Annotated in this window: 12 protein-coding genes; 6 read left to right on the top strand and 6 right to left on the bottom strand. The window is 41.8% G+C overall.

Annotated elements, in window-relative coordinates; translation table 11 throughout:
* Positions 1–79: 79 nt before the first annotated feature.
* Entirely contained in the window at positions 80–1,270 is a 1,191-nt protein-coding gene (locus tag ACM5QX_RS02875; RefSeq protein WP_414752304.1) for an ATP-binding protein, read from the top strand.
* On the opposite strand, the gene ACM5QX_RS02870 is transcribed toward ACM5QX_RS02875, so the two are convergent.
* Positions 1,267–2,145 (bottom strand): DUF2207 domain-containing protein, encoded by an 879-nt coding sequence (locus tag ACM5QX_RS02870; RefSeq protein ID WP_414752303.1) that lies wholly within the window; start codon positions 2,143–2,145, stop codon positions 1,267–1,269. The genes ACM5QX_RS02875 and ACM5QX_RS02870 overlap by 4 nt on opposite strands.
* Positions 2,146–2,239: 94 nt before the next feature.
* Positions 2,240–3,553, bottom strand: coding sequence for a dicarboxylate/amino acid:cation symporter (locus tag ACM5QX_RS02865; protein WP_414752302.1), 1,314 nt, complete (start codon positions 3,551–3,553; stop codon positions 2,240–2,242).
* Between the two features lie 408 nt (positions 3,554–3,961).
* Between ACM5QX_RS02865 and ACM5QX_RS02860 the strand changes: the two genes are divergently transcribed.
* A complete protein-coding gene (locus tag ACM5QX_RS02860; RefSeq protein WP_414752301.1) occupies positions 3,962–6,304 on the top strand; it encodes a protein kinase domain-containing protein in 2,343 nt (780 codons plus the stop codon).
* Between the two features lie 113 nt (positions 6,305–6,417).
* Here the strand turns inward: ACM5QX_RS02860 and ACM5QX_RS02855 are convergent, their stop codons facing one another.
* Both ACM5QX_RS02855 and ACM5QX_RS02850 read right to left on the bottom strand, forming a co-directional pair.
* Positions 6,418–6,657 (bottom strand): hypothetical protein, encoded by a 240-nt coding sequence (locus ACM5QX_RS02855; RefSeq protein ID WP_011319545.1) that lies wholly within the window; start codon positions 6,655–6,657, stop codon positions 6,418–6,420.
* A 63-nt stretch (positions 6,658–6,720) separates the two neighbouring features.
* On the bottom strand, positions 6,721–7,089 hold the full coding sequence (locus ACM5QX_RS02850) for a hypothetical protein (protein WP_011319546.1): 369 nt from the start codon (positions 7,087–7,089) through the stop codon (positions 6,721–6,723).
* A gap of 271 nt (positions 7,090–7,360) precedes the next feature.
* Here ACM5QX_RS02850 and thrB point away from each other — a divergent pair, with 271 nt between their 5' ends.
* The 3 genes from thrB to ACM5QX_RS02835 all read left to right on the top strand — a co-directional run bounded on the left by thrB (position 7,361) and on the right by ACM5QX_RS02835 (position 10,722).
* A complete protein-coding gene (gene thrB / locus ACM5QX_RS02845) occupies positions 7,361–8,269 on the top strand; it encodes a homoserine kinase (RefSeq protein ID WP_414752300.1) in 909 nt (302 codons plus the stop codon).
* Between the two features lie 9 nt (positions 8,270–8,278).
* Entirely contained in the window at positions 8,279–8,818 is a 540-nt protein-coding gene (locus ACM5QX_RS02840; RefSeq protein ID WP_414752299.1) for a hypothetical protein, read from the top strand.
* A gap of 290 nt (positions 8,819–9,108) precedes the next feature.
* On the top strand, positions 9,109–10,722 hold the full coding sequence (locus ACM5QX_RS02835) for an NAD(P)H-quinone oxidoreductase subunit 4 (RefSeq protein WP_414752434.1): 1,614 nt from the start codon (positions 9,109–9,111) through the stop codon (positions 10,720–10,722).
* 221 nt (positions 10,723–10,943) lie between these two features.
* Here the strand turns inward: ACM5QX_RS02835 and ACM5QX_RS02830 are convergent, their stop codons facing one another.
* Positions 10,944–11,360 (bottom strand): 2TM domain-containing protein, encoded by a 417-nt coding sequence (locus tag ACM5QX_RS02830; RefSeq protein WP_414752298.1) that lies wholly within the window; start codon positions 11,358–11,360, stop codon positions 10,944–10,946.
* A gap of 538 nt (positions 11,361–11,898) precedes the next feature.
* On the opposite strand from ACM5QX_RS02830, the gene ACM5QX_RS02825 reads away from it, so the two are divergent.
* Positions 11,899–12,033 (top strand): phosphopantetheine-binding protein, encoded by a 135-nt coding sequence (locus ACM5QX_RS02825; protein WP_414752297.1) that lies wholly within the window; start codon positions 11,899–11,901, stop codon positions 12,031–12,033.
* Between the two features lie 111 nt (positions 12,034–12,144).
* On the opposite strand, the gene ACM5QX_RS02820 is transcribed toward ACM5QX_RS02825, so the two are convergent.
* A complete protein-coding gene (locus tag ACM5QX_RS02820) occupies positions 12,145–12,705 on the bottom strand; it encodes an antibiotic biosynthesis monooxygenase (protein ID WP_414752296.1) in 561 nt (186 codons plus the stop codon).
* Between the last annotated feature and the right edge of the window lie 101 nt (positions 12,706–12,806).

The following is a 12,806-nucleotide window of genomic DNA, read 5'->3' as shown; positions in this document are numbered from 1 at the left end:
AGGCGATCGCTCCCATAGTTTTCCAGACTAATCTAGAATTAAACTGGATGAATTTGCTACACCTTGCCACTCATATCCGATGCCTAGCCTCAAACTCTCGCTGACTGGATTGCAAATCATCAAACAAGCTCGAAGCGAAAAAGGTTGGACAATTGATAATCCATGTTGGTTAGAACAAGCAAGTCAAGTGCTTGAGCCTGGGCGTAACTGGGAAAATGCGGAGGTTTTTGCAGCCGGGGTATCTTTAGCAACCTGGAAACGCTTCCTCAAAGGTGATGCGATCGATGCGTCCGTATTTAAAGCCTTTTGTCAGGTTTCGGGGTTGAATTGGCAAGACTTAGTGGAACGTCCTCCCAACTCATTTATCATTGGGACAACCCAAATTCCCAATATTCCCTTATTTTTTGGACGACGTTATGAGCTAACAACACTCAGCCAAGCAATTGAACAAGGAACACGCCTAATTGCTATTACAGGGATTGGGGGTATAGGGAAAACGGCTTTAGCAGTAAAGTTAGTAGAAAGCAGGTCATCTCATTTTTCTCAAACCCTATGGTTTTCGTTTCACCACAACCCACCTGCCAAGGATAAAATACCAACTTTAGTACCACAAACCCTGATGGTTTTTGATGGTTGGGATGGCATTTTAGGGGGTAATCGAGGGGGACAATATCGCCCAGAATATGAACCATACGCCGATTTTCTCCGCACAGTGGTACAAACTACTCACACTAGTTGTGTGATTATCACTAGCCGAGAACAACCAGAAGGGTTAAATATTTTAGGCGCTGGGGGTGCAGTTATTTTCCCCCTTGGTGGACTAATGGAAGGTGCTATTGAGCTTTTGCAGCATCATCAACTGACTTTTGATGCTCAACAGTGGATTACGCTAGTCAATCAATATGGTGGTAATCCCTTATTTCTCAATATGGCGGCTAATTTCATTCATGAATTATTTGCTGGGGATGTGGGAGAGTTTTTAGCTTCTGGAACCTTAGTGGCTGGAGAATTTGCCCCCCTAGTAACACAATGGCTGAAGCAGATTTCTACTTTAGAACAAATACTGATCAAATCTTTGGCTACAAAGGTGCAAGGATTCACTCGCCAAGAGATACTACTACACTTAGCAAGTCGCGCTGCTAATGGGGATATTTTAGCAGCGCTCTTATCTTTAAAGCGAAGAGGGTTGATAGAAACGATGAAAGATGGTGAATTAGAACGCTTTTATTTACAGCCTGTCATTCTCAAGTGCGTGCAGCGTTTATTTTAACCACCACCACCACCGCCTCCGCCTCCGCCTCCGCCACCACCGCCGCCTCCGCCACCACCACCACCGCCACCTCCGCCATCGCCACCTCCGTAACTAACACTAACGCCACCACTTCCACGGAAAAAGAAAATAAAGAATAAGAACAGTAAAAATCCCCACAATATCAACTGACTCCCATAAATAAAAGATTGTGAACTTTGCCAGATAGGAGTTTTTATCTCAGTCCCTGTGGGATCAAATTTCACCTGAATTTCTAATTCTTCCCCTGGTGCCAAAGATGTTTGAGCAACAGCCTCAACTGTATTTGCATCTGCTTTACGGACGTTGGCAGCTACACCAAAGCTTTGGAATTCTTTGATATTATTAGCCAATTGTTCAGGAAATTTTACTCTGACTCGTGCCTGTTTAATAGGCGCTTGACGGTCAGCAAAAATAGCTTTCCAATAGACTTGAGCATCATTATCGTTGACGTGTAATCCACCCACAACGCGATATTTCAAGACAAAAGTATGGCTTTCAGGCGCTTTAAGTTGATGTTCCCAACGAATCCAAAGTTGGTTATTTTCCGTGCCTGTTTCGCTGGGTAATAATTGACCATTTTCTGATACTGATACTTCAGTGATTTTGTCTACTTTATCTAGGGGAATGTAACGATAGCGTTGATTTTTATAGTCTCCGGTAAATGTATACTTCTGAGTTTCGGTAACGTACATATCACCGTTAGTTTGTACGGCGATATCAACATTCATAAATTCCCAATAAAAAGGCACTGATTGAGCTTGGACATGATTGAGAGAAAGCCCAAGACTACAAAAGAGAGCGACGCAAAATAGACACAATCTTTGGATGCTTTTATTCCACATAGTTTGAATCATTGATTACTATTAGTTAATTTTGAATTTTGTAGCTTTGGCTTCCCGTAGGGTATTTTGAATTGATTAATTCCTCGCGTCGGGTAGCTAAAAACTTTCATTCTCTTTGCACCTCTGCGTGAGATAAATCGCCTTCCAAATAGATAACATCCACCTGCTTAACGTGCTGTTTTTTACCATCCAGCAAACAACTAATGGTCATATCTCCCATGACATTGATTGCAGTCCGACAGCGATCGAGAAACCAATCCACTGTGATTAAGAGGGCAATATATTGAGTCGGCAATCCTACCGCCGTGAACACCAGGGTCATTGTCACCAGTCCAGCTTCAGGAATCCCCGCAGCGCCCACAGAAGCGATGATTGAGGTGAATACCACCATCAATTGTTGGGGCAGGTTTAAATGCAGTCCCAACAACTGACCAACAAATAAAGCAGACATGGCTTCATATAAAGCCGTCCCATCATTGTTGAAATTGCTACCGACCAAAGCCCCCAAAGATGCGGAAGATTCCCGCACGCCGATTTTCTGCATCAAAGCTTGGAAGGTCACAGACATGGCGGCTGTGGATGAAGCGGTAGAAAAAGCTGTTAACAGTGCATCGCTACCACCACGGAGAAACCTTTGGGGACTTACCCAAGAACCAAATCTAACTCGGAGTGTATAGTAAATTCCTTGGAGAAATAGCCCAATTAATACGGCGACAATAAAGGCAGCTAATGAGATGAATGGTTTAAAACCTTGTAAAGCGATGGTTTTGGCGACAATCCCAAATACGGCGATGGGAACTAGAGCAATTACCCATTTCAACACTGCCATCACGGCCTCAAACAATAAGCCAATCAGTTGCTCAACTGGTTGATAATCGTTCTTTTTTTGGACAATTTGCTCAGTTTTGATGGCGCGCAAAACTACCCCAAAAGCCAAGGCCACGAACACTAGTTGAATCACATTGTTATCAACTAGGGGCTGTAATATGGAAGGCGGAACTATATCTTGCAGTAATCCCCAAGGGTCGAGGGTTTTATTTGTAGGTGCAGCGCCAAAGGATGCGACTGACCACCAACGCCCAGGTTGTAACAAATTGGCTACCAGCAGTCCGATGACAATTGCTATGAGGGTATTGGTCAATAACAATATTGCCAGTTTTCGTCCTGAACGCCCCGGAATATGTACTGTCAGAAAGGCGTGGAGGATGGCGAGTAAAATCAACGGTGTGGCTAAGGCACGTAGTGCTTTGAGGATTAAATTGCAGGGGATGGTGAGATGATTGATTAAGTCGATGAAGTTGGGATTTGGGTTACCTGCACCAAATAGGATTCCTACGACTACGGCTAGAATGAGAGCGATCGCAATCTGCAATGATAGAGGAAAGGTCTTCGAGAACACAAAGCCTTTGGAGTCATTCATAATCTTATTGATAAATTGTGGATTACTTTAAACTGTTACTGATGTCTCACCGCAGATATCGACTACATTGACAATGTAAGCAGTAGTTGGGAGTAAACGTTTCATGGTTTTCTCGATCATGCTTGTGTATGTTATCAATATCGTTGAATTATTTGCTGTATACTAGTCAAGTTTTAGCTCACCCCGTAACTGATATAAAATTGAGCTTGACAAATTAGGGGTATGGGGGTGTAGGGGTATAGGGGTATAGGAGTATAGAGGTATGAATTTTTGAAACCCTCACACCCTTACACCCAGTCTCAATAGAAAATCTGCGTGCATAAGTCCTAAAGTAATGGAAAAAGCTTTTTTTAACAGATTGTAGTTTTAGAATACGTATATTGTTTGTTGGCTTTTTGTCTTTACTTTATGGCGTACTGCATCAATCCCGATTGTTCGCAGCGAGAAAATTCTGATACTAGTGCAGTATGTCAAAACTGTGGAACGCCACTCATACTTCAAAATCGCTACCGACTCAGGCATCTGTTGCAAACTGATAGACGTAGTTATACAGAAGTATTTGCAATCGAAGATTTAGTTAACCGAGATCAACCTAAAGTTCTCAAGTCGCTGAAAGAGGTAACGCCACAACTAGAACGACTTTTTCAGCAAGAAGCATCAATATTGAAGACTTTGCGGCATCCTGGTTTACCTGTGGGTGAAGCCTTATTTCCCCTGGTTTTAAACACAGGTCGCCAATTATGGTGTTTTGTGATGGAGAAAATTCCTGGTGAAGATTTACAGACTTGGTTATCTCACCATCAATATGTGACATCCTATAAAACAGCATTAGATTGGCTAAAACAACTAATGCAAATTCTCCAATTCGTACATCAGGAAAAGTTTTTCCATCGGGATATCAAGCCAGCGAATATTATGGTTTGTCCTGATGGGAAACTGGTATTAATTGATTTTGGTGCGGCGCGTAAAGTGACACAAACCATTATCAACCGTGAGCCTGTCACTATAATTAATTCCCTTGGTTATACTGCACCCGAACAACGTGATGGTCATGCCGTTGTACAGTCAGATTTTTATGCACTGGGTCGGACTGTAATCTATTTACTCACAGGTATTGACCCAACAGGCGATCGCATCCAAGATTTACTCAATTGGTCTAAATATATTCAAGACCCAAAAACTCCTAAAAAATTCATCTCTTTGCTTCAGGCGATGACGGATTCTCATCCCCACCACCGTCCACCAACAGCGCAAGCAATTCTCGCAAAGATTGAAAATATTGAGCAGCATTCGTACCCATGGCCAAAATTATTGTTGCTTGCTACTTGTGGTGTGTTGTTGCTGTTCGCGGGGAAATCCTTATATCAGGAAATTACATTACCTCGGACTTGTGACAATGTACTCAATGATTATCTGAGTTGTGGAGAAGAAAGCCTCACTCCTAGTAGCTTTTGGGGTAATAGTCAGCCGCCACCAGCAAAGCAATTGGGAATGGAAGAGTATCGCCATCAAAATTTTGATGCAGCTGTAAAATTCTTGGAAACTGCTTTCCAGCAAGAATCAGACCCAGAAACCTTAATTTACCTAAATAATAGCAAGATTCACCAGCAATTTTCCGTAAATCAGATTCATACTATCGCCGTTGCAGTCCCCCTGGAACGACGCACTGATATAGGTCGGGAAATACTCAGGGGTGTAGCACAAGCTCAAACTGAGGCACTAAAACAAGGTCGAGCTTTACGCATTATCATTGCTGACGATAGTAATCGGGAAGATAGCAGAACTGGCAATAATGCTCGTAAAATTGCCCAGCATTTAGTTAAATATCGTGATTTACTGGCTGTTTTGGGTCACTATAGCAGCGAAGCCAGCAAAAATGCCTTACCGATTTATCGCCAAGCCGGAGTAGTGTTAGTTTCTGCCACTAGCACTTCTCAAAATCTCAAAGACCCTTTTTTCTTTCGGACTGTCCCCAGCGATCGCAATGCAGCCCAAAAAATGGTAACTTACTTGCTGTCTGAATTGAAACAGAATCAAGTAGCTATCTTTTATAGTCAAGGTAGTGAGTATGCTGAATCTCTTTCCCAGGCTGTTCGAGAAAGCACAAAATCTCTTCCTTTGAAGGTGATTGATCATCAAGCGGCTTTTAATTTAGCCAGCGATCGCTTCAATGCCATAACAGCGTTAAATCAAGCTCAAACCCAAGGTGCAAAGGCAATTGTCCTAATTCCTGATGCCGGAGTAGGATTGTATAATGCAATTCCCAATGCCTTACGAGTGATTCAGACGAACATCAATCAAGTTTGGATTGTTGCCGGTGACAGCCTCTACAGTTCTGACTCCTTCAAATCAGAGAAAGTTTTTTCCTCACCCGAAATCCAATACACAGCTTGGGCAGTTTTTTGGCATCCCCTTAGCGAGATGAATTCAACCTTTGTCAAGGAAGTCCAAAACCTCTGGAAAATTGATCTATCATCACTCCTCCGCAACACTGAAATTACTTGGCGAACAGCAACTAGCTATGATGCAATGTTAGTTTTGAGTCAAGCTATCACCCAAAATCCTACTCGCCTCGGTATTCAAAAAACACTCAGCCAACCCCAATTTTACGTTACAGGTGCAACAGGAATAATTCAATTTGCCGGAAGCGATCGCCAAAATGGAAAAATTACGATGGTAAAATTCCAGCGTAATTGTGATGATAATGGTTTTGTTGTTATTCCCAGCGATCGCTCTTTACAATGTCGATAGTTGGTATGTTAGGTATGATTATGGAAGCGATCCCTACAGCAAGTCATAGAAAACGAGCCATTGGTTAGATTCCACAAGCTAGTACTAGATAGGCTGTCAGTATTATATTATTCTCAAGATGCCCAACAAGTCTTCTCTGGAAATGCTCCTTTTTTCCAGTATTGTCTAACCTTTACAGCCGCTCTTTGGAAAAGTGCTTGTGAATTTTGAGTTGATGTTTCTTGAAGTTCCTTAACCTCTCCATTAGATTTGTCTAGCCACAGCGCCCCAAGATCATCTTCATGGGGACCGAAGAGGTAAGTAACCCCGCGTTCATCCTCTTGTTCTTTTAAAATCAATACGTAAAAAGCCATAGCTCATAATGTTGTCTATACATATTGTTTACTCTATTTGTAACTCATTTAAGTTAATTTCTATTATCCTTCTGGTGGACTCCATAAACGACCAGAGCGTATAGTTGCATGATGAGCCGTTCTGTAGTCGGTATTAAAAATCACCTCAAACCTTGACTCAAAGTATTCATGTTCCAGTAAGCGTAAATCTTCAGCCAGATAATTACCTTGTTGTAATCTAAACCACGCATCAGCTATATCTGGATCAGGATCAAAGTAATCAAATCTATCATCTAATTGATGTTGGCGATAAAATACATGATTTTTTATTCGTCTAATGCGAAACTCTGCCCAACCCGTATGAAGTGCAATTTCTGATACATCATCAGTATTACGACGTATAGCATTGTATGCTTCAGGCGCATATTGCTCCCAACGTTGTAGATATTCCATTGTTATAGTTTTAATATATTATTTTTTTATATGTAAATATAATAACATCGTTTCATGATGAATTGGGTTTATTTACTAATATTAGCTTGTTGAAAATCAGACAATTACTCTTCTCTCAAATAATCAGTACGGTTCCATTTTCCTGGCATTGACTATTAACTAATGACTAATTGAGCAGTTACGTGGGATGCTGGTTGATTGGTGATGTGAGTAGTCCATAGTTCAAAAGCTAATGACTATTGACTAATGACTGTTAGGTGAGTATTTATAAATGTCTGTTGTTTCTTCTGTCACGGTTAAGGTTCCTGGCACAACTGCTAACTTGGGGCCTGGTTTTGACTGCATCGGTGCAGCCTTGACTATATATAATCAATTCCAGTTCACCCGCCTGGAAACGAGTGAGTTAATTATTCAAGCCACAGGCGCGGAAGCTGAACGCGTACCAACTGATGAGAGTAATTTACTTTATCAGGCGTTTGCCAATTTATATCAATATATAGATCAGACACCCCCAGGGGTGAAAATCGAGATTGAGTTGGGTGTGCCACTGGCGCGGGGTTTGGGGAGTTCGGCTACGGCGATTGTTGGGGGTTTGGTGGCGGCGAATCGATTGGCGGGTGAGCCGTTGTCTCAGGCGCAGGTGATGGAATTAGCGATCGCCATCGAAGGACATCCTGATAATGTCGTACCCGCTTTGGTGGGGGGATGTCGTCTGGCGGCTACTGGTGCTAGGGGTTGGGAAATTTGTGATGTTCCCTGGCATAGTGATATTGTCCCAGTACTGGCAATTCCCGATTTTGAATTGTCCACCTCAGAGGCGCGGCGAGTTTTACCAACAGAATATAGTCGCGCAGATGCGATTTTTAATACTGCCCATTTGGGGTTATTGTTGCGCGGCTTGCAAACAGGTAAGGGAGAATGGTTAAGGGCAGCTTTACAAGATAAGTTACATCAGCCCTATCGCCAAGCTTTAATTCCTGGTTACGATGCTGTGAATACTGCGGCTGTGGCTGCTGGCGCTTACGGTATGGTGATTAGTGGCGCGGGGCCGACACTGTTGGCTTTAGCGGATGTATCTCATGCGGCAGCTGTTGCGGCGGCAATGTCCACAGCTTGGCAAGAAGCAGGAATTAAGGCTGTAGTGCGATCGCTTGCTCTCGATACTCACGGCGCAACTTAACAATTCAACATGAAAGAACTTAATCCCAGCTTGCCTTTAAAGCAAATTCAATCGGAGATGAAAGCACTCCAGTCGCAAATTCAGGTGCTTGAGCAAGAACGTGCTGCACTCACTATTAATAATGATGCAATTACCCATGAGGATGATTCGCCTTTCGCCATTGTGGAAGCTTATCGTCGCCAAGCCAGGGAAAATGCCCAACTATTTGCGGAAATCAAAGGCATAGAAGATGCGATCGCCGCTTTAGACACACAGCTACAACACAAAAAAGCTGAATTAGCGCGTTTGCCAAGGAGACAGCAACGAATTAACCAAGAGCAACAATTAGAAGCAGCCAAAGAAGTGGCTCAAGTCCATGCGGAACGAATCAATGAAATAGCCCAAGAACTGGCAGCAGAAATTCGTTTGCTCAAAGCCTGTGCTGATCAACTCAGTCCTTTATATTGGCAGGTTTATTACAAACCCTTTATTACCGGGTTCAAAACCATTTCAGTTCCCTATGTCCGTTCAGATGGGGCAGTTTGGACAATTGTCAATCGCATTGTTTAAGGAATCTTGAAAAATTACTCCCCTAGAATAGAGGCAATACAAAGATTTGTAACGGTGGTTGGAGCCACCGTTTTTTATTGACGTTACAAAAGTTTATGCCTAGAATGGGCTGGCAGGCAATTCCCATGAGTATTTATTCCTGATTATCATGAGAATTGCAGAATCATTGAGTATAAATTCCTATCTATAACCAAAATTTAATTTTCCAGAGATAAATAAAGTTTACAAAAGTAACAATTCCTTAATATAATGTAATTAAAAGCGAAAAGAAAAAACGATTGTCAGAAGTGATGAATCTCATTGAGTTTCCCTGGCTAACAGCCATAATTGCCTTACCCTTGGTGGCAGCCCTAGCCATCCCCATAATTCCAGACAAAGAAGGAAAAACGGTTCGTTGGTATGGATTGGGTGTAGCCTTTGCAGACTTTGCCTTAATGATTGCCGCCTTCTGGCATTATTACGACTTCCAAAGTTCGACATACCAATTTGTAGAAAAATACGCTTGGCTTCCTCAAATAGGTTTGAATTGGTCTGTAGCAGTTGACGGCTTATCAATGCCCTTACTGTTGTTAACAGGCTTAATTAACACACTCGCAATCTTCGCGGCTTGGAAAGTAACAAACAAGCCGCGATTATTTTATGGGTTGATGCTGGTGATGTACAGCGCCCAGTTAGGGGTGTTTGTCGCCCAAGACTTGCTACTCTTCTTCCTCATGTGGGAAATCGAGCTAGTTCCTGTCTACCTGCTGATTTCCATCTGGGGAGGCCCCAAACGCCGTTATGCAGCGACCAAGTTCATCCTTTATACTGCTGCTGCTTCTATATTTATTCTCGTAGCTGGATTTGCACTTGCATTCTCTGGAGATACAGTTACTTTCGACATTGCAGCTCTGGGAATGAAAGAATATCCCAAAGCGATTGAATTATTAGCTTATGCAGGATTTTTAATTGCCTTCGGTGTAAAATTGCCAATATTCCCGCTCCACACATGGTTACCTGATGCTCACGGTGAAGCATCTGCCCCTGGTTCCATGATTCTGGCTGGTGTGTTGCTGAAAATGGGTGGTTATGCCCTCATCCGCTTCAACATCGAAATGTTGCCTGATGCCCATGTTTACTTTGCGCCAGTCTTAGCAATCTTAGGTGTAGTTAACATTGTTTATGGTGCTTGCTGCGCCTTTGCTCAAACCAACCTGAAACGCCGCCTAGCTTACTCTTCCATCGCCCACATGGGTTTTGTGTTAATCGGTCTAGCTTCCTACACAGAAATTGGTGTGAGTGGAGCAGTGTTACAGATGGTCTCCCACGGTTTGGTTGCGGCTAGCTTGTTCTTTTTAACTGGTGTGACTTACGAACGTACCCACACCTTGTTGATGGACAAAATGGGCGGTATCGGTAAGGTGATGCCCAAAACCTTCGCTCTTTACACAGCCGGCGCAATGGCTTCTCTAGCCTTACCCGGAATGAGTGGCTTCGTAGGTGAGTTGATGGTGTTCATTGGTATCGCTACCAGCGATGTCTACAGTTCCAGTTTCAAAGTTGTAGTTGTCCTACTGTCCGCAGTGGGTGTGATTCTGACTCCAATTTACTTGCTGTCTCTATTGCGCCAAGTCTTTTACGGCAAACAAAGCGAAGAGTTACATCTTGATGCTTTCATCCCTGATGTTAAACCTCGTGAATTGTTCATCACCGCTTCTTTATTACTTCCCATCATCGGTATCGGTTTGTATCCCAAATTGATTACCCAAACCTATGATGTGAAGACTGTAGAAATTGCTGCTCACGCTCGTCAAGTATTACCAGTAGTTGCAGGACAACAGCCATCAAGTCTGTACTCCCAAATTTTCACTGCACCAACACTGGCTAATGCGGAAGTTGAAAGTTTAGTTAATATCTCTAAGTAAATATATCTCTCAGCAATGGTGCTGAAAGTAAATCCTAAATATGACAGAAATTAGGGGTGGTTGCCAAACTACCCCTAAAATTTTGTAAAAGCGGCGAGAAACTCCATCCTTTCATGGGTAGTCGAGGTTGCTCAAAGCGTCGATGCAGGTAATAGGTAATGGGTAATAGTTTAATTACCTATTACCAGATTCCTCACCCACAAGGAGATGAGAAATTTTATTTATTTTGGTAGTTTTTTAGACCATTCCTGAAAATCATGTTCGTACGATCCTCCGCTAGTTTTATAAGCTTTTATACCAGAGAATAATAAACCTAACCCCCAACCCAATAGGGGAAAAATCGCCCAAAAATAGCTAGGGCTTGTTAACAGATTCAAAACAACTAACAATCCGTTGACACCAATAAAAGTAATCAGGTGTGTTTTAAATTCTTCTCGTCGTTGGGCATGAAATCTCTGGCGTTTTTTATCTCCTATTTCTTGGCTCAGCCATTCTTGCTCAGCCGCTTGCAAAGATGCGGATGAAACTCCTAGCTCTGAGGCGATTTCTATAATCTGCTGGCGTGAAATTTCTCCCTGTTGCTGACGGGCAAAAGCTTTTTGGAGAATCTGTTGCATTTGTTCTGAATTGTAAGTCATATAAATACCCAAGAAGATGAAAAAAGCTAGGAAGATTAGGCGAATTTTGAAACTTTAGCTACAAAATCATTAAAAATATATTGACCCGTTGTTACTAACAGCTAAGACCAACATTTTATATTTAAAAAAATAACCAATGCAGTAATTGAAAACACAAATATAAATATATTGAGTTTGTTCTTATTCTTGGGAATTTCCAGGAGATTTTAAAAATTCGTATATTTGGAAACAAAAAATATTATATAATCCTAATTAATTTCTAGTAAATTCTTGCTACCTGGGTTAGTTTTAGATTTAAGTCAGGCTTGGGAGAACATAAATATTAGCCTGGTTCACTCCCTTGTATTAGGAGTAACTTTTGGATCTTTCCTATCATCATCGACTAATACCAAATTAATATGAAGCTGCGCCAAATAAATGATGTAGAGAAGTTGCATGCAACTTCTCTACAGTACAGAATAAAGTGCATCTATGGCTACGCCAGACAAGCTACATCAAGAAACGGTATAACTATGATATTCCACCCAATGACTTAAATATGGATAACCTAGATGCAATAGAATTATTAATGGCTATAGAAGAAGAATTTGATATTGAAATTTCTGATGCGGAAGCCGAGATGGCAAGAACAGTTCAAGAATTAGTAAATATAATTTCATTCAAACTAAGTTAAACTTGGTAGTCAATATATGCGACATAATATCAGCTTTTGATTCTCCCTTAAAACGACAATTGACTGAGTTTTCTGCTAGCTAATAAAGTTACATAAAAGTGATTTCGATGTCTAAATTTTTCGTGGTTTTGGATATAGCCAGGAGCTAAACAATCGGCTCACTCTAGGCATGACAACATAAGTTAGCAGCACAACCATAGTAACTGTAATGATAAACGAAATAATAAAGGGGGGTAAGCCGCCCAGGAGAGGCGTGATAAATGTATTTAACAAATTAATCAACACATATACAGATGCCCAAGTTAGTAAAGCTGTTTTATGACGTGGTGGTGTCTTTAGTGGTTGGCCGGGAAGAGAAAACCAAGCTTCTAAGCCATTGATTTGCTGAACTTGGGGTTCAGATTCTACCAATGTTTCGGCTTGAGTTAGCCAATATTGGCGATCGCGCGATGTCATCCATGCTTTAAGATTTTCATAGCCGTCAAATCGAAAGATAATCACGTATTCTGTCCGCACTCCGAGTTGAGGGCGAATCACATTGGTTCCCATATGACCAGGATAGGTTCTGGCAACAGTGGTAATATCTTTCAGCCAAGCTTCGTATGCCGTTTCACAACCTGGTTTGACAACTTGTGAAATGACCACTGTAATAATTTGATCGTCTTGTTGCATTTCTATTGGTACTAATCAGAGTGGAAGTAAGGACGCACGGTGTGCGTCCCTATAGATTATTGAGGTGTAGCAAAGATTTTGTGAATTGGTATAAATACGAC

It is taken from the genome of Anabaena sp. CCY 9910 (assembly GCF_963920875.1).
GTDB classification, from domain to species: domain Bacteria; phylum Cyanobacteriota; class Cyanobacteriia; order Cyanobacteriales; family Nostocaceae; genus Trichormus; species Trichormus variabilis.
Note: the sequence above shows the minus strand (reverse complement) of the source record. Positions and strands in the feature narration are given on the sequence as shown.

Excerpts from the sequence above, each read along its gene's own strand:
- ACM5QX_RS02835 (WP_414752434.1), top strand. The coding sequence starts at position 9,109 with ATGAATCTCATTGAGTTTCCCTGGCTAACAGCCATAATTGCCTTACCC.
- ACM5QX_RS02840 (WP_414752299.1), top strand. The coding sequence starts at position 8,279 with ATGAAAGAACTTAATCCCAGCTTGCCTTTAAAGCAAATTCAATCGGAG.
- ACM5QX_RS02825 (WP_414752297.1), top strand. The coding sequence starts at position 11,899 with ATGGATAACCTAGATGCAATAGAATTATTAATGGCTATAGAAGAAGAA.
- ACM5QX_RS02855 (WP_011319545.1), bottom strand. The coding sequence starts at position 6,657 with ATGGCTTTTTACGTATTGATTTTAAAAGAACAAGAGGATGAACGCGGG.
- ACM5QX_RS02870 (WP_414752303.1), bottom strand. The coding sequence starts at position 2,145 with ATGATTCAAACTATGTGGAATAAAAGCATCCAAAGATTGTGTCTATTT.
- ACM5QX_RS02860 (WP_414752301.1), top strand. The coding sequence starts at position 3,962 with ATGGCGTACTGCATCAATCCCGATTGTTCGCAGCGAGAAAATTCTGAT.
- ACM5QX_RS02820 (WP_414752296.1), bottom strand. The coding sequence starts at position 12,705 with ATGCAACAAGACGATCAAATTATTACAGTGGTCATTTCACAAGTTGTC.
- ACM5QX_RS02830 (WP_414752298.1), bottom strand. The coding sequence starts at position 11,360 with ATGACTTACAATTCAGAACAAATGCAACAGATTCTCCAAAAAGCTTTT.
- ACM5QX_RS02875 (WP_414752304.1), top strand. The coding sequence starts at position 80 with ATGCCTAGCCTCAAACTCTCGCTGACTGGATTGCAAATCATCAAACAA.
- ACM5QX_RS02850 (WP_011319546.1), bottom strand. The coding sequence starts at position 7,089 with ATGGAATATCTACAACGTTGGGAGCAATATGCGCCTGAAGCATACAAT.
- thrB (WP_414752300.1), top strand. The coding sequence starts at position 7,361 with ATGTCTGTTGTTTCTTCTGTCACGGTTAAGGTTCCTGGCACAACTGCT.
- ACM5QX_RS02865 (WP_414752302.1), bottom strand. The coding sequence starts at position 3,553 with ATGAATGACTCCAAAGGCTTTGTGTTCTCGAAGACCTTTCCTCTATCA.